Below are 22191 nucleotides of genomic sequence, written 5' to 3' on the forward strand. Positions count from 1 at the left end.
ATTGCCCAGCATCTTTTTGTTTTCCTTTTCCTCGGAAAATCTTCCTGGAAAGGATATATATTGGTACGGTGTCCAGGCAAAATCTTTAATAAACACTGGCCAATTACATTCTCCGGATACATCCTTTGTATTTCATATAGTCGAATTAATTTTTCGGATTTTCGGCGAGTCGGAAAGATCTCTTTTTATTTTCGGATTTATTACTTATTGTTTTCTAACCTTCTGCGGATTTTTAACCATTCGATTTTCTAAAACAATTTTATCGGATAAAGAGGCAGAGAGAGGTAATTTTCCTTTTTATATTTTTTTATCCGGAATTTGGATTTCGTTTTTGTATCCCAAACAAGCTTGGGGTCTAGGTCTTTTCAGTATTGGGATTTCCTTATATCTGAGATTCCTAATGGATCGAAAGAATATTTATAGAAAATTTAAATATTTGATCCTCTCGTTGGCTTTTATAGGGATTTCCGGTCTAGCACATTCGGTTTTTCTGATTTTAGGAATGGTGTTCTTGTTCGGTTTCTTCCTGGATAAAATTATTCAAAAAAATTCCTGGAAAATTCTAAATATAACCTTAATCGCATTCGTTTTGGTTATTTTATTCTATATTGCTCGTATATACTTATTCAATTTTACTTTCGGAGGGAGGATAGACACTGAAAGGAATTTCGATATTCCATTATTAGATGCTTATAGGATTTACGGAATTGCATTTGTTTTGGAATGGGTGCTAATTTTTCTTTTCTTAATTTTAGAAAGAAAGTCTGCCTTTCTTATATTTATTTTAGGAGCATTATTTTTACCTTGGGCTTCCTTTGCAGACTTACAATTTAGAATTCTTTTGTCTATACTTTGGATTTCGGAATTATTCCTACGAGGTTCCAGGAAAGCCTATTTTGCCGGAATACTTATTTGTTTTATTTGGTTTTTGAGTATAAAATCGGACTATAGCAAATTTGGACATGATTACCCTGGATTTAGAAAAGTTATCGCCGGCTTCCCCGAAAAATTTCAGCCGGGACTTTTAATCGCACATCACGGGTTCTGTGAATTTATTAAATTTTACAAAGAGTATGATTGCCTTTCCTGGAAACCGGATGATAAGGCAAAAAATGAACTTCCTAAAAATTCAGAAATATATAGAATCGTAAAAGGTTTTTCATATAGGGAATTGGATTCGGCCTTTGATCTAAAAGGGAAGAAAATTTTCAAGGCTCCAATTATTACTCTGGGGAATTATCTGTTGGTAAAGGAAGCCGATTGGGATGATTTTCATTCTATAAAAGAAGAAGAAAGAGATGAAAAAAGTTTATCAAGAATTGAAAGTTGGATCAATCCTTTCAAAGAGAGGCCTAAATTCATATTAAAAAAATATGAAGGTTCCAAATGAGTTCAGATCCGTTTGATTTTAAAAAACGAGTAGTTCGCTCTTCTTTCAGAATGTTCTTCGGGACACTATATTTTAGGATAAAAAGAAGAATATTATGGATATTGCAAAGATCCAATTTTGCGAAAAATAAATCCTTAGAAGATTATCCGTATAAGATCTTCGAACATAAGTCACCTCTCCTCCGGAAGTTAAAGGATGTAGAGATGATTTTACAATATAACAAAATTAAAAATTTAGAAATTGCCTCTCTTTGCTTGAATGGTTTGATTATAGAGCCAGGAAAGGTTTTTTCATTTTGGCGTTTGGTAGGTAAGCCGACTGCAAGCCGAGGGTTTTTACCCGGTATGCAACTTCGTAACGGAGGGTTTTTGGCAAAGACAGGAGGAGGCCTATGCCAAATGACTAATTTGATCTATTGGATGACTCTCCATTCTCCTTTAACCGTGGTTGAAAGATGGAGACACAGCTTCGATGTATTTCCTGATTCGAATCGAACCTTACCTTTCGGGTCGGGAGCAACATGCGCTTATAATTATATAGATCTTCAGATCAGAAACGATACAAAGGCGGAATACCAACTTAAGGTATGGTTAGAAGGTGATTTTTTAAAAGGAGAATGGAGAACTAATCTACCCGGACCTTTTTCTTATACAGTATATGAATCTAAGCATCAATTTAGAACTGAGCCATGGGGGGGATATACTCGTCGAAATGAGATCAGAAGGAAAATATTCGAAAATGAAACCTTAGTTGAGGATGAATTTATAACTGAGAATATTGCATGGGTAATGTATAACCCGATTTTGCCCAAATAAAATTGGAGGATTTGGATACCTTAAAATTGGTTAAAAACCCTTATAAATCTACAAAAAACATTGAAAAATCTGCTTTATTGTCATTATTCCTATATTTTAAATAAATAATCTGTTATAGCGAATAAAATCCTTGCAATCTTCTGTGAAGTTGACCAGAATTGAAAGTAGGAGCATCGATTATGGCACTTAGATTAGGTGATGTGGCCCCGGATTTCCAGGCAGAAACTTCCGAAGGACCGATAGAATTTCATAAATATTTGGGAGAAGGTTGGGGAATCTTATTCTCGCATCCAAAAGATTATACTCCTGTTTGCACAACAGAACTTGGTTACGTTGCAAAAATTAAACCGGAATTTGAGAAAAGAAACGTTAAGGTACTCGCATTATCCGTGGATCCGGTAGACTCACATAAGGGTTGGATCGGAGATATCAACGAAACCCAAAATACCACAGTGAATTATCCTATCATAGCGGACGCAGACAAAAAAGTTTCCGGTCTATATGATATGATCCATCCGAACGCGAGTGAAACTACAACTGTTCGTTCTGTGTTTGTGATAGGTCCGGATAAAAAAGTGAAACTGACCTTGACTTACCCTGCATCTACTGGAAGGAATTTTGATGAACTTTTGAGAGTCATTGATTCTCTCCAATTGACAGCGAATTACAGTGTTGCGACTCCAGCAAACTGGAAACATGGGGAGGACGTTATCATCGTGCCTTCTGTTTCTGACGAGGATGCTGAGAAAAAATTCCCGAAAGGATTTAAGAAGATTAAACCTTATCTGAGATATACTCCTCAACCGAATAAGTAAGCAAGAGATAAATGCCAGTTTTAAAAAGGAGTCTTCGGACTCCTTTTTTTATACATTCTATTTTTATAAAGTTCTTCTGGAATATTGATTCCGGAAGAACTTTTCCAAACAAAAAGTACGCTCAGGAATCAATTTTCCGAACCCGAGCCTCATAACGGGGAATTTTAAATTGCAAGCTTCCTCGTAAGGAGCATACTAATGGCAATGCCTATATTTCGCAGAATACCGCGAAAATTGGAAGAAATATTGGGTGATAATGGTACGAATGAATTTGTGGATTTTTTCAACGATTCTTTCGCAGCTAATGAGGAGAATATAGTGGAACTCGTTTCGAACAGATTTGATAACAGACTTTCGGAAGAATTGAATACTTTTCGCTCCGAATACAAAACGGACCTGGCAGACCTAAGAGCGGAATTCAAATCGGATTTAGCTGCTCTTCGCACCGAGGTAAAAGAGGATATCGCGGAACTTCGTGCCGAGGTAAAGGAAGACATTGCCGAACTTCGTGCCGAGCTAAAAGAGGACATTGCTGAACTTCGTGCCGAGCTAAAAGAGGATATCGCGGAACTTCGTGCAGAACTAAAGGGAGATATAGAAGAACTTCGCACCGAAATGAATGAAAAAATTTCGGAACTCCGAACAGAGCTAAAAGGGGATATTGCAGAGTTACGAATAGAAATTCACAAACTCATCTCCGCTCAAACGAGATGGATGCTGGGTGCAATCATAGCTTTGACCGGAATTTTCTCGATCATAGTCAAATTATAAATCTTCAAATGAATTTCACTCTTTAGAAAATCTTTCGATGGACCTAGTCGCTATATCCTTTCTAAGATCTTGGGCCTTTTTACGAGAGGACCGAGTTTCTAAAACCAGATCTGGATTTGCGTTTTTAGGATGTCCGCTTAAAAAAGGAGGTTCCGGATTGTATTCGATCATTAGTTGGATTTCTTCTGCGGCTTTTTGTCCTTGGATCTCTGCCACAACTTGGAGAGCAAAATCGATGCCTGCAGTGACCCCGCCACCTGTAATTCGATTTCGATCAATCACGACTCTATCTTCTTTCACGTCGATTTTTGGAAAAAGTTTTAGTACATCTAAAGAGAGCCAATGTGTAGTTGCCTTATATCCGTTTAAAAGACCAGCCGAGGCTAAGACCAAAGCTCCGGTGCATACAGAACTAATATATTTGGAGGTTTTTGATTTTTCTCTCAGCCAGTTCAGGATTTTTTCATTTTCCATGAGTCGATTTACGCCAAGTCCACCCGGAACTAAAACCAAATCCAAATTTATATTTTCGTCCAGACCTGTGTCCGGAAGAATAAAAAGTCCTCTTTCGGAGGAAATCGGTTCTTTGGTCTCGGCAATCACATAGACTTTGGAATTTTTCATTCTGGAAAATACTTCGTAAGGCCCTACAAAATCCAGAGGGGTTATATCCGGAAAGATAAGTAACCCGATATTGAACGACTCTTGCATGGATAAAATGGGATATGACTCGGAGAAGTCTTCAAGTCGAATTCGAAAGAAAAGTTTCTAATAGGGAGGATAAAAACCGTTTTATGAAAATTCATTAGAATGGAAGAAGATACACTAATTGATAAATATCTGGGGAATTAGGTGGGCATCTTTTTAATATCCTGATTTGGTATATTCTGAATTGGGAAGTAGAATTAGTATTGCTTGGCTAAAACAATCTACACCGAAGAATATAAGATTTTCCAAAAGTTACTGAAGAAGGCCCGGGAAGAAGCGGGACTGACCCAAGTAGATGTTGCCAAGGCCCTCAAAACACCCCAATCTTTCATTTCTAAAGTTGAAGCCGGGGACAGAAGGGTAGACGTAATCGAATTTTGGAACCTTGCGAAACTTTACAAAAAGCCTGTAGACTTCTTCTTTAAGTTTGATGATAAATCGGAACACAAGTCCAAAAAGAAGTCTTTAAAAGCGGCAAGTTCCACTAAAAGAAAGATTAAATAATTCTCTTTTTAATCTGTTGGCCTTCCAATCAATCACATGTCTTGTTAGAAAAGAATAGCCAAGAAGAACGGTTATTCTAAAAAATTCCCACTGCCTTTGGGCAAAAGCTAAATGAAGCCGAATCGAATTTTACATCCTTGGACTTATTGGGTCGCATTAATCTCAATCGCATTTCTTTCTTTTTGGGCCGGAAGACTTGGCATAGAGAATATGGATATACCTTTTTCGGATATTGATTCCGAAAAGGAAAATGTTTCTGACTCGCATTATTTTGCTGGGCCTCGCCTAATTCTAAAAAACGTTCGGTTTTACTGGCAGAAAGATGTTTTCGTGGAAACGGATCACCTTTCTTTGGAGGCAATCCCTAAAAGTGGAGAAATTCTACATTTCGATCGTCCGGAGCTTTTTACTCTCAAGATCCTAAACGGAAATATTCGGATTTCTTTTGAAAGTTTGGAAAAGCTGATAGGCGGAAGATTGTTTTCTTTTCCGGAATCTACTCTTCGTAAAATCAAACTTAAACCGATTTTTCATAACGGTGTGTGGAAACTTAAAATTTCAGGCGAGGTCAAATTAGTGGTTTGGGTTTCCTTTGAGGGTATAGCCACCATTAAAATCGATCAGGAATCCGGCAGGATCTTGCTGGAAAATGAATCTGTTCGAGCATTATTAAATCCTTATACAAAAGAACTTTTAAATACTGTAGGTGTATCCATCGAGGACCTGGTTCGTTTTCCTAAGGGAAAAGGTTTGGTGATTTCAGGGAATAAGGTGTTTTTTGAACCATTTTCGGTTTTTCCTTCCCCGGAAGTAGAAGGTAAGATCAAAGATCTAAAATTGGATGAAAATGTATTGGATATCGAGTTCGTAGCAGAACAGGAAGTTCCATATCCTAAAACAAATTCCAAAAATTATATTTATGTTATCGGCGGAAAATTACTTTTCGGAGGGATTCAAGTTCATCAAGGAAGGGTCTTACTCCAAGACAGAGACGAATCCACCTTGTTCGATTTCTGCTTTTCGGAATATAAAAAAGCATTGTCTCTCTCCAATGTGAAAATGGAGGAAGACGGACGTATCCTCATCTTAATGCCTGATTCTCCTCCTCCCGAATAATTTTTTAGAAATAAAATATTTCCAGATTCACAAAAATTTTAATAATCGGGAACGTTTTGATTTGAATATGGTCCTCTTGTTGAAGAGGACACATATGAATCTTTTCACTTTCAAGTTACCATTTGTTTCTTTTTGCGTTAAGTGGTGCTTTTTCCTTTTAACAATTTTTTTAATGAGTTGTATTTCTCCTCAATACGCTGGGGGAGGGGGAAGTCCTTATCCTTCTGATTTTGTCTATAAAGGAGATCTATTCGGTCTGCAGAGTTGTTTGAGGTCAGGCTATTCCGTAGATACAAGAGATCCTTTTACCCGAAATTTCACTCCTTTGATGATTGCTGCAAGAGAGGGAGAAGTTGAAATCGCAGAGTTTTTAGTTCGAAACGGCGCAGACATCAACGCCAAAACCAGAGACGGTCATACTGCTCTTATGATGGCAGTTTACAATCGGAATCTGGACATAGTAAAACTTCTTTTGAAAAATGGAGCGAATGTACATATTAAAAGTAAACAGGGTCACACCGCATTTTCGGAAGCGAGCTTAGAAGAGTCTATTCAGATCAAAGAGTTGTTACTTCCTTATGAGATTGGTCCAAAAAAATGAAATCGGCATTTCAGATAGTCCTTGTTCTTTTCTTTTTGGAATCCTGCATGAACGACGATCGTTGTGTTAGGGATTGTGATAAAAACTTTTCCATTTGTCTGTTGGTCGCGACCAATGAAAATTCTCTCGGGATCGGATTTATTTGCAAAGTTATCTGCGATGATTGTAAATCCGATTGCCATACTGTAACATCTTCTTCCGGAAGAAGTACAAGAACTTCCAGAGGCGGTTCTGGAGGAGGGGGCGGCGGCAGTTCCGGCGGTGATGGTGGTGGAGGAGGCCACGGTGGAGGTGGTCATGGAGGAAGCGGGATTATATTCTGAAACTGAAGATACAAAAAAGGAAACCGAGTTCTCTCGGTTTCCAGTTAGAGCTATTATAAAAACTTTATATATAGATTATTTTGCAAATCCTATCTCGGAACCGACAGGAGATTTTTCATAATCTTCCTTCTTCTCCGCTACTTCGTCGAAGTAAGTTTCATAATTTGGGAAATTTGTTCCCATGATTCTATCCCAAAAATTAAAATAGAGGCTATAGTTCCCGTGAAACTTTTGGTGATGAAGGTTATGATGGGTAGAAGTGTTAATCCACTTTGTGATCGGATGGCTTGCCCAACCCTTAGGGAAAAATTCATATCCTAGATGCCACCAAATATTCATTATCATCGCGTAGAATGTGTGGAATATAAACACTCCGAAATGGATCGGGACCAAGCTAATGAACGGCACAACATAGATCGCTTCTAAAAAAGCTTCTGCCCAATGGAAATTGTAAGCGGCCAATGGGGAAGGATTTACCGATTTATGATGAATGGCATGCACGAACGTATAAACTTTTTTGTGATGCATTAACCTATGAGCCCAATAAAACCAAGTCTCATGCCAGATAGTGATCAGAATATAACTTAAGATCGCGTAAGCCCAACCTCTTTCGGAGATATCGAAGTAAAGTGCCCTCGGAAGATATCCTAATTTTTGAAGACTGAAAGAAATAACTGCAACCAAGCTGAACATTACCATTGTAACTGCAGATTGTTTGATCTCGTATACTACCTTCTCCCATTTCGGAAAATTTTTCTGGATCCTGTATTTTTCAAAGTATCCTTTTTTCCAAACCCAGAATATAAAGAATGCAAGTCCAGCCAAAGGATAGTATCTAATAAAGTTCATAGAAAGTTGGAATAGTCCGAAATTCCGAACACATTCCCAACCGAAATCACAAGCGTTGATTGCCATTTTTCCTCCGATCTCTGTATTCAGTTTACGGCGGATCTAAAAAGAAATCGTCCTCCCCGATCGGAGTGGAATAAAATAAACGTCCAGACCGATCGAAACGGACTATTTGGACTTATTTTTTCGAATTTTATTTCTATATTCGGAAGGAGTAAATCCGGTCTCCTTTCGGAAAACCTCGTTGAAAGCGGATTTGGAGCCAAATCCTGAAGAGTAGGCTATGGATAATAATACTTCGGCAGGATCGGATTCTATTTTCTTTTTGGCCTCTTCTACCCTGTATTCATTCAGTAATTGGAAAAAATTTTTTCCAATTTCGTTGTTCAAATATTCGGAAAGTTGGTGAGTGCTGATCTCTAATTTGCCTGCTAAAAATCCAAGAGTCAGATCTTCCTTTAAGAATACCTTCTCCTTTTGAAAAAGATCTTCTAAATTTTGTTTAATATCTTCTAGATCCAATCCACCTAGTTGAGAGGCTCTGTATTTTTTTTCTTCTTCCACTACTCTTTGGACTTCTAAGAAGAATTCTGGAAATCCCTGGCGCAGAATGTACAAAGCACATAAGAAGATCCCGATCAAAGAGCCTACACCTTCTAATCCTCTGATGGATCCGAAAAATACGGATATGGATCCATATAATAAAATGATCAAAATACAAATGCTTACTCCTAGGATCGTAAGCATTCTTGGATCTTTATATATAACTGAAAATCTAAAGCCCCAAAACAAACGAAAGAACGTGGAAAGTAAAAATGCGAACATGACTCCCATCGTACTTAGTACGGGAATTTTTAAAAATAAAGGAAGACCTGTAGTTTGTAAACTTTTGAGCAATTCGATCTTTTCCGGACCTCCCGAAAAATAGAAAGGTGCCATCCATAAAAATATTGCAAGAGCGGGAATCATCTTCAGATAAAAAATTTTTTTGGATTCAGGAGTGTTGCCCATCGCAAGAAGGAGATAACGTTCTATAAAAGGTCCCATGAGTCCCGAAATGGGAAGATGTGTCAGATAAAGGCCCGGGAAGTGGATGATCATCTTACATGTAAGCAAGAATGCATGAGTGAGAAAGATGCCCACTAAGAAAAAAATAAAGGCTAGTAAGTTTTGTTTTTCTCCTCTGGGAGAAGAAAATATTTCTCCCAAAGAAAATAGAAATGCGAGTCCGATCGAAAAGACTAAAAATAAAGAAGTATAAGATTGGATTCCGAACTCATTCATGTTGTAATTTCCGCAATCCCTATCTTCTCCGCTGCCTTTATCAAGGATAGGTCTGCAGAATATAATTTTGCAGTTCCTAAGACGCAACTTGCAAGCAAATGTGCATCTATCCAGCCGATTCCGAGTCCTGCCAGGGAATTTCTTTCCGAAAAGATCAGGGCTTCTTTATGGTTTGCAATCGGAACTTCTTTCAATTGAGCATACTCCGTCAGAAAAGAATTCTTATTTCTAAAATTCCCCAGACTGAGTTCTCCCTCTACCATAGGATGACGTCGAACTAAACCTAAACCGAGTAGCTCTATCAGCTTGGGATCCGATTTGCGCAGGTGATTGATCCAAACGGAGGTGTCTACAAGCACCGCTGTCATTTAGAAGTTTTTTTGCGGATAGGACCTTCTGCTTTAGGATCGCTTCCCCCGAGAAGAGCCATTCTTTCTGCAGATTTTTCCCGAATTAATGCGCGCAATCCCTCTTGCACAAGACGTGTCTTTTCTTGGATCCCAGTATAGTCTTGGGCACTGGAGATCAGCTCGTCTGGAATGTATAATGTGGTTTTGACAGCTATCATATAGGGTAATATATGGTGTTAAATGCCATATGTCAAGGCATCGGGAACGGAAAATTGATTCTGATAAGGAAAATCGGTTCCACTTTGCGGTTCGCGGGGAAAATTTAGAAATTACTCATCCTTCTTCCCAAATGAATAACGCTCTTATGTCGCATAAGGCATCAGACATCACACTAAAGTCGAGCGTTGCTTAGGGGAGAAGGTTTAAAAAATCTTCCTCCTTGCATAAATAATGCCAGCAACCAGGGAAGAGCCGCTAAAACCTTGACCAGGGACCCTGGGTAAAAATACTGTGTATTTCTAGCTCCTCTTCCGGGAGCGGGTAGATAGACATGCCCTCTTAGCTCAGCGGTAGAGCACTTCCATGGTAAGGAAGGGGTCACCAGTTCAAGCCTGGTAGAGGGCTAAGGTTCGAATAGGTCTGTAGTTTAATGGTAGAACAAGGATCTCCAAAGTCCTTGGTGGGAGTTCGATTCTCTCCAGACCTGGAGTTTTTGCCTCGAGTTCTAAGAGGATTAGGAAGGATTTATTAGTGAAGTTTGGCGCATTTATACAAGAATGTAGAGAAGAACTTAAAAAAGTTCAGTGGCCGAATCGACAAGAGGTGATGCAGTCTACTATTGTCGTTCTGGTTACAGTGTTATTTTTCTCTGCTTTCCTATTCTTTTCGGATACTGCGTTTGTGAAGCTTCTTACCGGATTCTGGAATCTGTAAGAACTTAGGATAAAGTGTGATTATGATGGCTGATTTGAAATGGTATGCGTTACAGACTTATTCCGGTCACGAGAATAAGGTCCAGAAGAACCTGGAAAAGCTGATCCAACAGCGCAAGCTGGAGGAGAAGATTTCTCAAGTGCGCATTCCTACCATGGAAGTCGCCGAGATGAAGAACGGCAAAAAGAAGGTCACTAAGAAAAAACTTATGCCGGGCTACGTTCTTGTTGAGATGGATATGGACGAGGACCTTCGTTTTATGATCCAAAGTCTTCCTTCTGTTTCCACTTTTGTGGGATCAAAAGATGGAGGGCCTGAACCTCTTTCTGTAGACGAAGTGAAAAATCTTTTCGCGGAAACCGGAGAGTTCCAATCTGAGGAGCCAGTTACTCCTAGATTGTTGTTTAAAGTGGGAGATAGCCTGAAGATTATCGATGGCCCTTTCGCGAATTTTACTGGAGTCGTAGACGAGATCTTCCCAGACAAAGGAAGACTCAGAGTGAAGGTAGAGATTTTCGGACGCTCTACCCCTGTGGAATTAGATTATCTACAGGTCAAAACCGAACCCTGACCGGTGGGAAAACCGGGAGAAACAAATAAGGTGTTTCGCCAATGGCAGCAAAAAAAGTAGTAAAGCAGATTAAGCTCCAGGTTGAAGCCGGTAAGGCCAACCCTGCTCCTCCAGTCGGACCGGCTCTCGGTCAGGCAGGATTGAACATCATGGAGTTCTGTAAACAGTTCAACGAGAGATCTAAGTCCCAGATCGGGTACAAACTTCCCGTTGTAATCACCGTATTCTCCGACAGGAGTTTTACATTCATTACCAAGTCACCTCCGGCGGCTCTTCTTGTTAAGAAGGCGATCGGGTTGGAGACTGGTTCCGCAACTCCTCATACCACTAAGGTTGGGAAGATTTCTCGTAAGCAATTAGAAGAAATTGCTAAAACCAAAATGGAAGACTTAAACGCGAATGATCTGGACGCAGCTGTTCAAATTATCGCCGGAACTTGTCGTTCTATGGGCGTTACGGTAGAGGGTTAATTCATGAAACGCGGAAAAAAATATCGCGCGGCTAAAGAGAAAGTCGACGCAACTAAAGTTTATCCGATCGAGAAAGCTGTAGAATTAGCGCAAGCTACTTCTTACTCTAAATTCGACGGAACGATAGAGATCTCTACGAAAGTAAATTATAAATCTCTCCAAAACGTGAGGGGAACTATTTCTCTTCCTCACGGAACCGGTAAACTGGTTCGTGTTCTTGTTTTCTGCAAAGGAGACAAACAGAACGACGCGAAAAACGCAGGTGCGGAATTCGTGGGCGATATGGACCTGATCGAGAAAGTTGCCGGCGGTTGGACCGACTTCGATGCTTGCGTTGCTACTCCTGACATGATGAAGGAAGTAGGTAAACTGGGACCGATCTTAGGACGTAAAGGATTAATGCCTAAGCCTAAGGCTGGAACAGTTACTAACGATGTAGCGAAAGCGGTTGGCGAGCTGAAATCAGGACGTATTGAATATCGTCCTGATAAAGGTGGAGTCGTTCACTTAGGAGTTGGAAAGGTCAGTTTTGATCAAACCAAACTTGTAGAAAACATTCGCACAGTAGTTCAAACTCTTCTCCGGGACAAACCTTCCGATGCAAAGGGTGATTATCTGAAAACTTTCTCCGTTTCCCCAACTATGGGTGCCGGTGTGAAAGTAGACATTAAGGAACTGGTCAACACATCCATTTAAGGATGTAGTAGACGGGAGTAGGAACAATGCCCAGCCAGGAAAAAATTGAAGCAGTAGCCGAATTAAAAGGCAGATTAGAAAAACGTAGCGACTTTATCCTAGCCAGCTACAGCGGACTCACAGTAGAAGAGATCACAAATCTTCGCGCGAAACTTCGTAAAGAAGGTTCCGAGATGAAAGTGATCAAGAACAATCTCTTTCTATTGGCACTCAAAGAATCCGAGAAGCATAAGGATAAGAACATCGCTTTTGGATCCGAATACCAAGGACCTCTAGCGGCAATTTTCGCGGATGCAAATCTTCCAAGCGCAGCCAAAATTCTAAAAGAATATGCTAAGACGAATAAGAATCTTATTCTGAAAGCGGGATATTTAGACGGGTCTGTTTTGAACGCGGAAGATGTGGAAGCAATCGCAGGTCTTCCGTCAAGAGAACAACTCTTGGCTCAGATCGCAGGCGGTATCAACGGTCCGGCAAGAAGTATCGCTTCTGGTCTGAACCAAATTATCGCAGGACTTGCAAGAGCTATCCAAGCAGTCGCAGAAAAGAACAATCAGTAAGAACCAATTTTAGTAAGTAGTTTAAAGGACCAAACGGAATCAAAGGAGCACAAAATGTCTACCACTGAAGCGTTATTAGAGCAACTCGGCAAACTTACCCTTGTGGAAGCAGCCGATCTAGTTAAAAAAATGGAGGAGAAGTTCGGAATTTCCGCAGCGGCTCCAGTAGCAGTAGCTGCAGCGGCACCAGCAGGTGGCGGAGCAGCGGCAGCAGATGAGCCTGCTTCCTTCAACGTTGTATTGAAAGGTTTCGGCGATAAAAAAATCGAAGTTATCAAGGTTGTTCGCGAGATCACCGGTCTTGGCTTGAAAGAAGCAAAAGACTTGGTAGAAGCTGGCGGAAAGTCTGTTAAAGACGGCGTTGCGAAAGCAGAAGCTGACGACATTAAAAAGAAATTAGAAGCTGTCGGAGCTCAAATCGAACTTAAGGCTGTCTAATCAGGGACGAGGCTTTGTCTCCTCGATATCTGATTACAATCCTTTCACTCAGGCAAGGAGGCCAGCGGACTTCCTTGCCTTATTGCATTTTTTCGCGCAGTTATAATTTTCCATCACCCCAGGGAGCACACGAATGTACGGTCAAGTAGAGAGAAAACGGGTAAACTTCGGTAAAATCACCAATTTGGATTACCTACCTAACTTGATTCAGATTCAGAAGAAGTCATTCGATTGGTTTCTTCAATCCGAAGTTAAGGATCCCACCAAAAGAAAAAATCAGGGACTAGAAGCGGTTTTTAGAGAAACCTTCCCTATAGAAAGTCCGAACAACGATATGGTGATGGAATACAGTCACTATGTTTTAGGAGAAGCTAAGAAGTCTCCTCAGGAATGTAAGGATACAGATGCTACTTTCGCTCTTCCTTTAAAAGCGGTCATTCGACTTATTATCAAAGAAACCGGAGAGATCCGCGAGCAGGTCGTTTACATGGGCGATCTTCCTGTAATGACCGAGCAGGGAACTTTTATCATCAATGGAGCTGAGCGTGTTGTTGTATCACAGCTTCACCGTTCTCCTGGTATCTTCTTCTCTTATGATGAAGAAAGAGATACTTACTCCGCGAGAGTAATTCCATACCGCGGATCCTGGTTGGAATTCGAAATGGACAATAAGGGAATTTTGGTCGCAAAAATCGACCGTAAGAAAAAATTTCCTGCAACTCTTCTTGTTAAGTCTCTCGGACACGGGACAAACGAAGAAATATTACGTTTATTTTATAAATCCTCCAAAGCAAAAATCGGCGGAGCTTCTACGAAGGAACTCAAACGTCTGATCGGACGTAGAGTGATCGCTGATGTGATCAACATGGAAACCGGAGAGGTTATGCTCGATGCGGGTTCCAAGATTAACGAGGACAATATCTCCATCTTAAAAGAGATGAAGGTGAAGGAAGTTGAACTCGTAGAATATCCTAAAGACAAGGATAATCCTGTTCTAGTCAATTGTTTGGAAAAAGACGGAGTCAACGATTACGAAGACGCAGTTCTAAAATTCCACGGAATCATGAGACAAGGAGAGCCATCTACGATCGAGAACGCAGAAGCGGAATTGAATCGTTTATTCTTCTCTCCTAAAACTTTTGATCTGGGCGATGTAGGTCGTTATAAGATCAATAGTAAGTTCGAATTCAATAACCCGAAAGAATTTACAAGCGCTCACGAAAGAGTTCTAAGACCTGCGGATATTATCGAGACTGTACGTTACCTTCTCAACTTGATCTCCGAAACTGAGAACTATTATCCGGATGATATCGACCACTTAGGGAACCGTCGTATTCGTTCTGTTGGTGAGTTAATCGCAAACCAATTGAAAGTCGGTTTCACTCGTGTAGAAAGAGTGATCAAAGAAAGAATGACCGTTCAAGAAGTTGGAACTCAAACACCACAACTTCTGATCTCCATTAAACCGATCACAGCAGTTATTAACGAGTTCTTCGGATCCAGCCAATTGTCTCAATTTATGGACCAGACAAACCCTCTGGCAGAGCTTACTCACAAACGTCGTTTGAACGCTTTGGGACCTGGAGGTCTTTCCAGAGATAGAGCAGGATTCGAAGTGCGTGACGTTCACTATAGCCATTATGGCCGTATGTGTCCGATTGAAACTCCTGAAGGTCCAAACATTGGTTTGATCCTCTCCATGTCTTCATATGCGAGAGTGAACGATTACGGATTCTTGGAAACTCCTTACAGAGTAGTCAAAAACAGCAAAGTATCCAATAACATAGAATACTTAACCGCAGATAAGGAAGAATATCATTCTATCGCGGTATCTTCTTCTCCTGTAGATGAGAAGGGAGAGTTTAAAAATAAACTGATCTCTACTCGTCACAGATCGGATTACCCTTTCCGTAACCCGAACGAGATCCAGTATATGGACTTAGCTCCAATGCAGGTAGTATCCGTTTCTACCGCACTGATCCCATTCTTAGAGCATGATGACGCAAACCGTGCGCTCATGGGTTCTAACATGCAACGTCAGGCGGTTCCTCTTCTTCGCCAAGAGGCTCCTTTCGTGGGAACAGGAATGGAAACTCGTGCAGCTTACGACTCTCGTATTTGTATCATCTCCAGATATGAAGGTGTGGTTACATACGTAGATGCGGAGAAGGTGGTAATCGAGCGCAAGGGCGGAAAAGAATCCGACACTTACGATCTTACTAAATTTAAGAAAACCAACCAAGGTACTTGTTTTAACCAAACTCCAGTTGTTGGGGTGGTTCACTCAGAGATCGACGGTAAAGTTACCAAAGTCAGCAAAGAGAAAATCGAAGTGACTGCGGATAACGGAAACATTCGCGAATACAATCTGATCTCTGGTAACAAACAATACCAGCCAATCGTTTCCAGCGGCGAAGAAGTTCGCAGGGGAACTACTATCGCAGGACAGATCGTGTCCGGCGAAAGAATGGATGAAAATGGTAACATTCTCCAAAAAGGAACTGTTCTTGCGGACGGTCCAGCGGTAGACAATGGAACCCTGGCACTTGGACGTAACGTTCTTGTGGCATTCATGCCTTGGGAAGGTTATAACTTCGAGGATGCGATCCTAATCTCCGAAAAAGTTGTAAAAGACGATATATTCTCTTCTATCCATATCGAAGAGTTCGAGATCCAAGCAAGAGAAACCAAACTTGGACAAGAGCAGATCACAAGAGATATTCCGAATCTTTCGGACAAAGCTTTCCGTGATCTAGATGAGACCGGTGTAATCCGTATCGGTGCAGAAGTAAAACCGGGAGATATCCTGGTTGGTATGGTGACTCCGAAAGGGGAAACAGACCTGACTCCTGAATACAAACTTCTTCACTCTATCTTTGGTGAAAAAGCGAAGGAAGTAAGAGATTCTTCTCTTCGTATGCCGAACGGTTTCGAAGGAACTGTAATCGATATCAAACGTTTCTCACGCGAGAAGGGAGATGAACTTCCTGCCGGCGTAGAAGAAATGGTGAAAGTTTTCGTAGCTCGTAAACGTAAACTTCTGGTCGGAGATAAAATGGCAGGACGCCACGGTAACAAGGGTGTCGTTGCACGTATCATGGCAGAAGAAGACATGCCTTACATGGAAGACGGTACTCCGATGGATATCGTTCTGAACCCGTTAGGTGTTCCTTCTCGTATGAACTTGGGACAGATTTTTGAAACTCAACTCGGACTTGCTGCAAGCAAGCTGGGAATCAATTTCGAAACTCCAGTTTTCGACGGAGCTACTGAAGCAGATGTAGAGAAGTATTGCAAAGAAGCAAATCTTCCTCTCAGCTCTAAATTCAAATTATACGACGGACGTACCGGTTTACCTTTTATGAACGAGGTATTCTGCGGTTACATCTACATGTTAAAACTCGCTCACTTGGTGGACGACAAGATCCACGCTCGTTCTACCGGACCTTACTCTTTGGTTACTCAACAACCACTTGGAGGAAAGGCTCAGTTCGGTGGTCAGCGTTTAGGAGAGATGGAGGTCTGGGCTCTCGAAGCTTATGGCGCTTCTCATACTCTTCAGGAACTTCTTACCATCAAGTCGGACGATATGCTCGGAAGAGCAAGAATCTATGAAGCTATCGTTAAAGGAATCCATTCCATTAAACCTGGAATTCCGGAATCCTTTAACGTACTAGTGCAGGAACTCAGGGGTCTTGCATTGGATATCGTCATCACCGACTCGGAAGGTAACAGCGTTGATATCTCCGACTACGAAGACGAATATTCCAAGAGCAAGAAGAAGATTAAGTTCGAAACGATCGAGAACGCCTAAGGGAAGAAAGGTAGCATGAGATCCAATAACGATTTTGAATCAATAACAATCAGATTAGCGTCTCCGGAAAGGATCAAAGAATGGTCTTACGGAGAAGTAAAGAAACCTGAGACAATCAACTACCGTACTCTGAAGCCCGAGAGAGACGGTCTTTTCTGTGAGAAAATTTTCGGAACTACTAAGGACTGGGAATGTTACTGCGGAAAATTCAAGTCCATCCGTTATAAAGGTGTGGTTTGCGACAAATGTGGTGTTGAGGTAACTCACTCCAAAGTTCGTCGTGAACGTATGGGCCATATCGAGCTCGCGGCTCCTGTTTCTCATATCTGGTACTATCGTTCTGTTCCTTCCAGAATGGGACTTCTCTTGGACATGACCATCAATCAGCTCAAGAGTGTTCTTTATTTTGAAAAATATGTGATCATCGATCCGGCTGATACAGGAAGAAATCGCGGCGAGTTAATCGACGAAGAAGAATATCACGCATACCTAGACGAATACGGCGACAAGTTTGTTGCTGGTATCGGTGCGGACGCGATCAAAGAACTTCTTTCTCGTATCGATGTTGATGCGGAAGCTCGCATCATCCGCCAAAAGATCCAAGAAAAAGAAAAGATCTCCGACAAAAGAATCCTGAAACGTTTGGAAGTATTAGAAGCTTTCCGCGATTCAGGAAACCGTCCTGAGTGGATGGTTCTTGATGTGGTTCCGGTCATTCCACCTGAACTTCGTCCAATGGTTCAGTTAGAAGGTGGACGTTTTGCTACTTCTGACTTGAACGATCTATATCGTCGTGTTATCAACAGAAACAACCGTCTAAAACGCCTTCTTGCGTTAAAAGCTCCTGAGATCATCGTTCGTAACGAAAAACGTATGCTCCAAGAAGCGGTTGACGCGTTATTCGATAATAGCCGCCGCAAACGTACCGTAAAAGGTAAAGGTAACAGACCTCTTAAATCCATTTCAGATATGCTGAAAGGAAAGCAGGGACGTTTCCGCCAAAACCTACTCGGTAAGCGTGTGGACTACTCCGGTCGTTCGGTGATCGTAGTTGGTCCTGAGCTGAAATACCACGAGATGGGTCTTCCTAAGAAGATGGCTCTCGAGTTATTTAAACCTTTTATAATGAAACGTTTGGTGGATTTGGACCTAGCTCCTAACATCAAGTCCGCTAAGAAAAAAGTAGAAGCAGAAGAAAAAGAAGTTTTCGACGTTCTGGAAACAGTAGTGAAAGAGCACCCGGTTATGTTGAACCGTGCTCCTACTCTTCACCGTTTAGGGATCCAAGCATTCCTTCCGGTTCTTGTAGAAGGAAAAGCGATCAAACTTCACCCTCTTGTATGTCACGCGTTCAACGCTGACTTCGACGGGGACCAGATGGCGATCCACGTTCCGCTGACTCCAAAAGCTCAGTTGGAAGTATGGATGCTCATGCTTTCTCCTCACAATATCTTGAACCCTGCAAACGGTCACCCGATCTGCGGACCTACTCAGGATATCGTACTCGGAATTTATTATCTAACTTCTGAACTTCCAACCGAAGCAGGAGTTCCTCTTAAATCATTCGCGAACCTGGACGAGGTTACTTACGCGATCGACAGAGGAGTGATAGAATATAGAACTAAAATTTCAGTTCTTCACCAAGGAAAAATTCTGGAAACAACTGCAGGTCGTCTGATCTTCAATACGGTTCTTCCTGAAGGATATCCTTATGTGAACCGTGCTCTCTCCGATAAAGAGACCAACAGGATCATTGCGGAAGTTTATGAGAAATACGGACCGGCTCAAACCGTTCTAATGTTGGACGATATTAAAAAATTAGGATATCGTTATGCAACTATCTTCAGCCCGACTATTTCTATCGAAGACATTAGAGTGTCTCCAGGTAAAGTTACTCTTGTTGGCGATGCTAACAAAGAAGTAGAAAGAGCCGACGGAGAATATCGTAAAGGTATTATTACTAACGAAGAACGTAAGAAAAAAGTGATCGAGATCTGGACTAAAACCAACGACCTCATCACAGATTCCATGTTCAAGGAATTGGAAAAAGACAAGGGCGGATATAACCCGGTCTTCATCATGGCGGCTTCCGGTGCTCGTGGATCTAAACAACAGATCCGTCAGTTGGCCGGTATGCGTGGTCTGATGGCGAAACCTTCCGGTGAGATCATTGAATTAGCGATTCGTTCTAACTTCCGCGAGGGATTAAGCGTTCTTGAATTTTTCATCTCTACTCACGGTGCTCGTAAAGGCCTTGCAGATACCGCGTTAAAAACTGCGGATGCAGGTTACCTGACTCGTCGTTTGGTGGATATTTCCCAAGACGTGATCGTTGCAGAAGACGATTGCGGAACCGAAGAGTGTATCACTCTTGGAACCGTAAAAGAAGGTGAGAACGTTATCGTTTCTCTAAGCGACCGTGTATTTGGACGTTATACTTCTGAGGACATCGTTGACCCGGTTACTGAAAGTGTGGTTTACCCTAAAGGATCTTTGATCACAAGAGAAGTAGGACAAAAACTGGAGAACCTTGGTTACGAAAAAATCAAAGTTCGTTCTCCTTTAACCTGCGAAGCTCGTTGGGGAATCTGTATTAAATGTTACGGAATGGATATGGCTCGTCTGACTCCTGCGGAGATCGGAGAAGCAGTCGGAACCATCGCGGCACAATCTATCGGTCAGCCAGGAACTCAGCTTACAATGAGAACATTCCACATCGGTGGTGCTGCTTCCGCAAAAGTACAAGAGAAGGAACACAAAGTAGGATACCGCGCAATCGTTAATTCGATCAACGGTAGAACTTTACAAACTCTTGATAGAGGTTTGATCTTCTCTCGTCGTGGATCCATCGTAGTACAAAGATTGATCCAACAGTTCAATTCTTCCGACCTAACCAACCTTAGAGTTGAGAACGGACAGAAAGTGGATAAAGGAGAGTTGGTTGCAACTCTTGCTTCTGGAGAAAACGTAACTTCCGAAGCTCCAGGAACGGTAAAAATCGCGGACGGTCTCTTCAGAATTCTGGGAGAAGAAGCGGTTGTTCCAGTAAAAACTTCTACTACTCTGAACGTAAAAGTCGGACAGATTACCGAAGCGAATCAAGCGCTCGGAGAATTCGACCCGTTCAACGAAATCGGTGTTACTGAAATTGAAGGAATCGCCTCTTGGGTGGATCTGGAAGTAGGTAAGAACGTTCGTAGGGACGAGGACGTTAAAACTTCTAACGTTAATTATAAGGTGATCGAGCAACGCCGTGAGAAATTAATTCCGAGAGTCGTTGTGACTTCCGGAGGAAGCAAAGAAGAATATCTGGTTCCTGTGGATGCGATTATCTCCATTCAAAATGGAGACAAAGTAAAAGCGGGAGATATTCTTTTCAAAATCCCAACCGTTGCTGAAAAAACCCGAGATATTACCGGTGGTCTTCCAAGGGTAGATGAACTTTTCGAAGCACGTCGTCCTAAGGATGCGACTACTCTTGCAGAAACCGACGGTAAGATAGAAGATAATGGAGAGATCGTAAAAGAAAAACGAGTTCTCTATATCGTTCCAGACAACGAAGAACTGGATAAAGTAAAAGTAACTATTCCGATCGGAAAACAATTACGTGTTCGTCACGGAGACTTCGTAAAACGAGGAGACCAGTTAGACGATGGAAACCTGGATCCACATGATATCTTGAGAGTAAAAGGTGTTACCGCACTCCAAGTTTATTTGGTGCAAGAGGTCCAAGAGGTTTATAGACTACAAGGGGTGCATATCAATGATAAGCACATCGAAGTGGTTGTTCGCCAAATGATGCGTAAGGTTTTAATCACCGATTCCGGAGACACTTCTTTCGTAAACCAACAACAAGTGGATCGTTTCGCTTTCTTGGAAGAAAACAAGAGAGTGATCGCTGAGGGAGGATCTCCTGCTCAGTGTGTTCCAATTCTTTTAGGTTTAACGAAAGCATCTTTGAATACTGAGTCGTTCTTCTCGGCTGCTTCCTTCCAGGAAACAACTAAGGTGTTAACCGACGCTGCAATCAAAGGAAAGACCGATAACTTAGCGGGACTTAAAGAGAACGTAATCATCGGTCACATGATCCCTGCGGGAACCGGAATGAGAAAATATCGCGATGTCGCGGTGTTCAAAGAAACTTACGGGGATCTAGATCGTCCTCTGGAAGTGGAAGAGGAAGAAATTCCGATGGCCATACCGGAAGACAACGAGAATTAAAGGAAAGCTTTACAATAGAGCAGGGTCGGTAGAACTGGTAAAATAGGTCACCGGCCTGCTAAAAAGAAGAAACTCATGCCTACAATTAGCCAACTTATACGTCACGGCAGGAAGAAACAGGTTAACAAATCTAAATCTCCTGCATTAAAAAGTAGCCCCCAACGTCGGGGAGTTTGCACGAAGGTGACTACCTTCACACCGAAAAAACCGAACTCGGCTTTAAGAAAAGTCGCAAGGGTTCGTTTAACAACCGGTATTGAAGTGACCGCTTATATTCCCGGTGAGGGACATAACCTGCAAGAGCACAACGTTGTTCTGATCCGCGGGGGAAGGGTAAAAGACCTTCCAGGGGTTCGTTATCATATTATCCGTGGTACCTTGGATACTCTCGGTATCGACAAACGTCGTAAGAGTCGTTCTAAATACGGAACGAAAAAACCTAAGGCGTAAGGGAGTTATTAGGAATGTCTAGAAGAAGAGGAAAAGTAGAACCACGCAAGATCCAACCGGATTCGGTTTATGGAGATGCAAACATCGCGAAGTTTATCAACTGCTTGATGTTGGACGGAAAAAAATCCGTAGCAGAATCTTTATTTTATGATGCTCTGGATCTAATCCAAAAGAAAACCGGAAATGATCCTTACGTTACTTTTAAAGAAGCATTAGAAAACGTTAAACCTCAGGTGGAAGTTAAATCCCGCCGCGTAGGTGGTGTGACTTACCAAGTTCCAATCGAAGTTCGTCCTGAAAGACGTTTAGCTCTCGGAATCAGATGGTTGATCCGTTATTCTAGAGATAGAAACGAGAAAGGAATGGCTAATAAGCTTGCTGCAGAATTTATCGAGGCTCAAAAAGGCACCGGAGCTGCAATCAAGAAGAAAGAAGATATCCGCAAAATGGCAGATGCAAACAAAGCATTCAGCCACTATCGCTGGTAAGAATCTTTTATTCACAATGGTTCG

23 protein-coding genes and 2 tRNA genes are annotated in these 22191 nt (G+C 41.6%); 20 read left to right on the plus strand and 5 right to left on the minus strand.

Translation table 11 applies throughout. From position 1 onward, the window contains the following. The first annotated feature begins 16 nt into the window (after nucleotides 1-16). From CH365_RS16120 to CH365_RS16135, 4 genes are all read left to right on the plus strand, one after another. Entirely contained in the window at nucleotides 17-1390 is a 1374-nt protein-coding gene (locus CH365_RS16120) for a hypothetical protein (protein ID WP_125226330.1), read from the plus strand. Further along, entirely contained in the window at nucleotides 1387-2205 is an 819-nt protein-coding gene (locus CH365_RS16125) for a VanW family protein (protein ID WP_100769592.1), read from the plus strand. Before CH365_RS16120 ends, CH365_RS16125 begins: the two co-directional genes overlap by 4 nt. A 179-nt stretch (nucleotides 2206-2384) precedes the next feature. After that, nucleotides 2385-3020, plus strand: a complete 636-nt coding sequence (locus CH365_RS16130; RefSeq protein ID WP_086448156.1) for a peroxiredoxin — start codon at nucleotides 2385-2387, stop codon at nucleotides 3018-3020. Between the two features lie 204 nt (nucleotides 3021-3224). Further along, nucleotides 3225-3791, plus strand: a complete 567-nt coding sequence (locus CH365_RS16135) for an LA_3696 family protein (protein WP_425268566.1) — start codon at nucleotides 3225-3227, stop codon at nucleotides 3789-3791. Nucleotides 3792-3806: 15 nt separating this feature from the next. Here the strand turns inward: CH365_RS16135 and CH365_RS16140 are convergent, their stop codons facing one another. Next, entirely contained in the window at nucleotides 3807-4502 is a 696-nt protein-coding gene (locus CH365_RS16140) for a DJ-1/PfpI family protein (protein WP_100769594.1), read from the minus strand. 204 nt (nucleotides 4503-4706) lie between these two features. Between CH365_RS16140 and CH365_RS16145 the strand changes: the two genes are divergently transcribed. From CH365_RS16145 to CH365_RS20055, 4 genes are all read left to right on the plus strand, one after another. Further along, on the plus strand, nucleotides 4707-5003 hold the full coding sequence (locus CH365_RS16145) for a helix-turn-helix domain-containing protein (RefSeq protein WP_100769595.1): 297 nt from the start codon (nucleotides 4707-4709) through the stop codon (nucleotides 5001-5003). Between the two features lie 111 nt (nucleotides 5004-5114). Then, entirely contained in the window at nucleotides 5115-6119 is a 1005-nt protein-coding gene (locus CH365_RS16150) for a hypothetical protein (protein ID WP_100769596.1), read from the plus strand. 94 nt (nucleotides 6120-6213) lie between these two features. Continuing rightward, entirely contained in the window at nucleotides 6214-6720 is a 507-nt protein-coding gene (locus CH365_RS16155; RefSeq protein WP_100769597.1) for an ankyrin repeat domain-containing protein, read from the plus strand. A 47-nt stretch (nucleotides 6721-6767) separates the two neighbouring features. Beyond that, nucleotides 6768-7043 carry a hypothetical protein gene (locus CH365_RS20055; protein WP_244283241.1) on the plus strand — a complete coding sequence of 92 codons (276 nt, stop codon included), beginning with the start codon at nucleotides 6768-6770 and terminating at the stop codon, nucleotides 7041-7043. Nucleotides 7044-7118: 75 nt separating this feature from the next. Here CH365_RS20055 and CH365_RS16165 read toward each other — a convergent pair whose 3' ends face one another. The 4 genes from CH365_RS16165 to CH365_RS16180 form a co-directional block, all read right to left on the minus strand. Next, nucleotides 7119-7958 carry a sterol desaturase family protein gene (locus CH365_RS16165; RefSeq protein WP_100769598.1) on the minus strand — a complete coding sequence of 280 codons (840 nt, stop codon included), beginning with the start codon at nucleotides 7956-7958 and terminating at the stop codon, nucleotides 7119-7121. Between the two features lie 102 nt (nucleotides 7959-8060). Continuing rightward, nucleotides 8061-9176: a helix-turn-helix domain-containing protein gene (locus CH365_RS16170; RefSeq protein WP_100769599.1), complete on the minus strand. Its 1116-nt coding sequence runs from the start codon at nucleotides 9174-9176 to the stop codon at nucleotides 8061-8063. Then, entirely contained in the window at nucleotides 9173-9544 is a 372-nt protein-coding gene (locus CH365_RS16175) for a type II toxin-antitoxin system VapC family toxin (RefSeq protein ID WP_100769600.1), read from the minus strand. Before CH365_RS16175 ends, CH365_RS16170 begins: the two co-directional genes overlap by 4 nt. After that, on the minus strand, nucleotides 9541-9744 hold the full coding sequence (locus CH365_RS16180) for a type II toxin-antitoxin system VapB family antitoxin (RefSeq protein ID WP_100769601.1): 204 nt from the start codon (nucleotides 9742-9744) through the stop codon (nucleotides 9541-9543). The genes CH365_RS16175 and CH365_RS16180 overlap by 4 nt, the downstream gene beginning before the upstream one ends. Nucleotides 9745-10078: 334 nt before the next feature. Here CH365_RS16180 and CH365_RS16185 point away from each other — a divergent pair. From CH365_RS16185 to rpsG, 12 genes are all read left to right on the plus strand, one after another. Then, a tRNA-Thr gene (locus CH365_RS16185) sits at nucleotides 10079-10150 on the plus strand. A gap of 11 nt (nucleotides 10151-10161) precedes the next feature. Next, a tRNA-Trp gene (locus CH365_RS16190) sits at nucleotides 10162-10232 on the plus strand. A gap of 44 nt (nucleotides 10233-10276) precedes the next feature. Beyond that, entirely contained in the window at nucleotides 10277-10459 is a 183-nt protein-coding gene (gene secE / locus CH365_RS16195) for a preprotein translocase subunit SecE (protein WP_008595351.1), read from the plus strand. 25 nt (nucleotides 10460-10484) lie between these two features. Continuing rightward, nucleotides 10485-11030 (plus strand): transcription termination/antitermination protein NusG, encoded by a 546-nt coding sequence (nusG, locus tag CH365_RS16200; RefSeq protein ID WP_020770487.1) that lies wholly within the window; start codon nucleotides 10485-10487, stop codon nucleotides 11028-11030. 41 nt (nucleotides 11031-11071) lie between these two features. Further along, a complete protein-coding gene (gene rplK / locus CH365_RS16205; RefSeq protein WP_100769602.1) occupies nucleotides 11072-11500 on the plus strand; it encodes a 50S ribosomal protein L11 in 429 nt (142 codons plus the stop codon). Nucleotides 11501-11503: 3 nt separating this feature from the next. Further along, nucleotides 11504-12196, plus strand: coding sequence for a 50S ribosomal protein L1 (rplA, locus tag CH365_RS16210; RefSeq protein WP_100769603.1), 693 nt, complete (start codon nucleotides 11504-11506; stop codon nucleotides 12194-12196). Between the two features lie 26 nt (nucleotides 12197-12222). After that, the gene (gene rplJ, locus CH365_RS16215; protein ID WP_020770520.1) at nucleotides 12223-12756 is read left to right on the plus strand and encodes a 50S ribosomal protein L10; all 534 of its coding nucleotides are present in this window, start codon (nucleotides 12223-12225) and stop codon (nucleotides 12754-12756) included. Between the two features lie 54 nt (nucleotides 12757-12810). Continuing rightward, on the plus strand, nucleotides 12811-13194 hold the full coding sequence (gene rplL, locus CH365_RS16220) for a 50S ribosomal protein L7/L12 (protein ID WP_086448169.1): 384 nt from the start codon (nucleotides 12811-12813) through the stop codon (nucleotides 13192-13194). A gap of 133 nt (nucleotides 13195-13327) precedes the next feature. Further along, nucleotides 13328-17008 (plus strand): DNA-directed RNA polymerase subunit beta, encoded by a 3681-nt coding sequence (gene rpoB, locus CH365_RS16225; RefSeq protein WP_100769604.1) that lies wholly within the window; start codon nucleotides 13328-13330, stop codon nucleotides 17006-17008. A 15-nt stretch (nucleotides 17009-17023) separates the two neighbouring features. Then, entirely contained in the window at nucleotides 17024-21229 is a 4206-nt protein-coding gene (gene rpoC, locus CH365_RS16230; protein ID WP_100769605.1) for a DNA-directed RNA polymerase subunit beta', read from the plus strand. A gap of 75 nt (nucleotides 21230-21304) precedes the next feature. After that, complete coding sequence (gene rpsL / locus CH365_RS16235) at nucleotides 21305-21679, plus strand: 30S ribosomal protein S12 (RefSeq protein WP_008596375.1); 375 nt, start codon at nucleotides 21305-21307, stop codon at nucleotides 21677-21679. A 14-nt stretch (nucleotides 21680-21693) separates the two neighbouring features. Further along, on the plus strand, nucleotides 21694-22167 hold the full coding sequence (rpsG, locus tag CH365_RS16240) for a 30S ribosomal protein S7 (protein WP_008594381.1): 474 nt from the start codon (nucleotides 21694-21696) through the stop codon (nucleotides 22165-22167). Nucleotides 22168-22191 lie beyond the last annotated feature (24 nt).

The organism is Leptospira neocaledonica, assembly GCF_002812205.1.
Classification (GTDB): Bacteria; Spirochaetota; Leptospiria; order Leptospirales; family Leptospiraceae; genus Leptospira_B; species Leptospira_B neocaledonica.

What these genes read in the sequence shown, in the direction of transcription:
- rpsL (WP_008596375.1), top strand. Translation starts at nt 21,305, where the DNA reads ATGCCTACAATTAGCCAACTTATACGTCACGGCAGGAAGAAACAGGTT.
- rplL (WP_086448169.1), top strand. Translation starts at nt 12,811, where the DNA reads ATGTCTACCACTGAAGCGTTATTAGAGCAACTCGGCAAACTTACCCTT.
- CH365_RS16150 (WP_100769596.1), top strand. Translation starts at nt 5,115, where the DNA reads ATGAAGCCGAATCGAATTTTACATCCTTGGACTTATTGGGTCGCATTA.
- rplA (WP_100769603.1), top strand. Translation starts at nt 11,504, where the DNA reads ATGAAACGCGGAAAAAAATATCGCGCGGCTAAAGAGAAAGTCGACGCA.
- rplK (WP_100769602.1), top strand. Translation starts at nt 11,072, where the DNA reads ATGGCAGCAAAAAAAGTAGTAAAGCAGATTAAGCTCCAGGTTGAAGCC.
- CH365_RS16130 (WP_086448156.1), top strand. Translation starts at nt 2,385, where the DNA reads ATGGCACTTAGATTAGGTGATGTGGCCCCGGATTTCCAGGCAGAAACT.
- CH365_RS16125 (WP_100769592.1), top strand. Translation starts at nt 1,387, where the DNA reads ATGAGTTCAGATCCGTTTGATTTTAAAAAACGAGTAGTTCGCTCTTCT.
- CH365_RS16170 (WP_100769599.1), bottom strand. Translation starts at nt 9,176, where the DNA reads ATGAATGAGTTCGGAATCCAATCTTATACTTCTTTATTTTTAGTCTTT.
- CH365_RS16140 (WP_100769594.1), bottom strand. Translation starts at nt 4,502, where the DNA reads ATGCAAGAGTCGTTCAATATCGGGTTACTTATCTTTCCGGATATAACC.
- nusG (WP_020770487.1), top strand. Translation starts at nt 10,485, where the DNA reads ATGGCTGATTTGAAATGGTATGCGTTACAGACTTATTCCGGTCACGAG.
- rpsG (WP_008594381.1), top strand. Translation starts at nt 21,694, where the DNA reads ATGTCTAGAAGAAGAGGAAAAGTAGAACCACGCAAGATCCAACCGGAT.
- rpoC (WP_100769605.1), top strand. Translation starts at nt 17,024, where the DNA reads ATGAGATCCAATAACGATTTTGAATCAATAACAATCAGATTAGCGTCT.
- CH365_RS16135 (WP_425268566.1), top strand. Translation starts at nt 3,225, where the DNA reads ATGCCTATATTTCGCAGAATACCGCGAAAATTGGAAGAAATATTGGGT.
- CH365_RS16175 (WP_100769600.1), bottom strand. Translation starts at nt 9,544, where the DNA reads ATGACAGCGGTGCTTGTAGACACCTCCGTTTGGATCAATCACCTGCGC.
- CH365_RS16165 (WP_100769598.1), bottom strand. Translation starts at nt 7,958, where the DNA reads ATGGCAATCAACGCTTGTGATTTCGGTTGGGAATGTGTTCGGAATTTC.
- rpoB (WP_100769604.1), top strand. Translation starts at nt 13,328, where the DNA reads ATGTACGGTCAAGTAGAGAGAAAACGGGTAAACTTCGGTAAAATCACC.
- rplJ (WP_020770520.1), top strand. Translation starts at nt 12,223, where the DNA reads ATGCCCAGCCAGGAAAAAATTGAAGCAGTAGCCGAATTAAAAGGCAGA.
- CH365_RS16155 (WP_100769597.1), top strand. Translation starts at nt 6,214, where the DNA reads ATGAATCTTTTCACTTTCAAGTTACCATTTGTTTCTTTTTGCGTTAAG.
- CH365_RS20055 (WP_244283241.1), top strand. Translation starts at nt 6,768, where the DNA reads ATGAACGACGATCGTTGTGTTAGGGATTGTGATAAAAACTTTTCCATT.
- CH365_RS16180 (WP_100769601.1), bottom strand. Translation starts at nt 9,744, where the DNA reads ATGATAGCTGTCAAAACCACATTATACATTCCAGACGAGCTGATCTCC.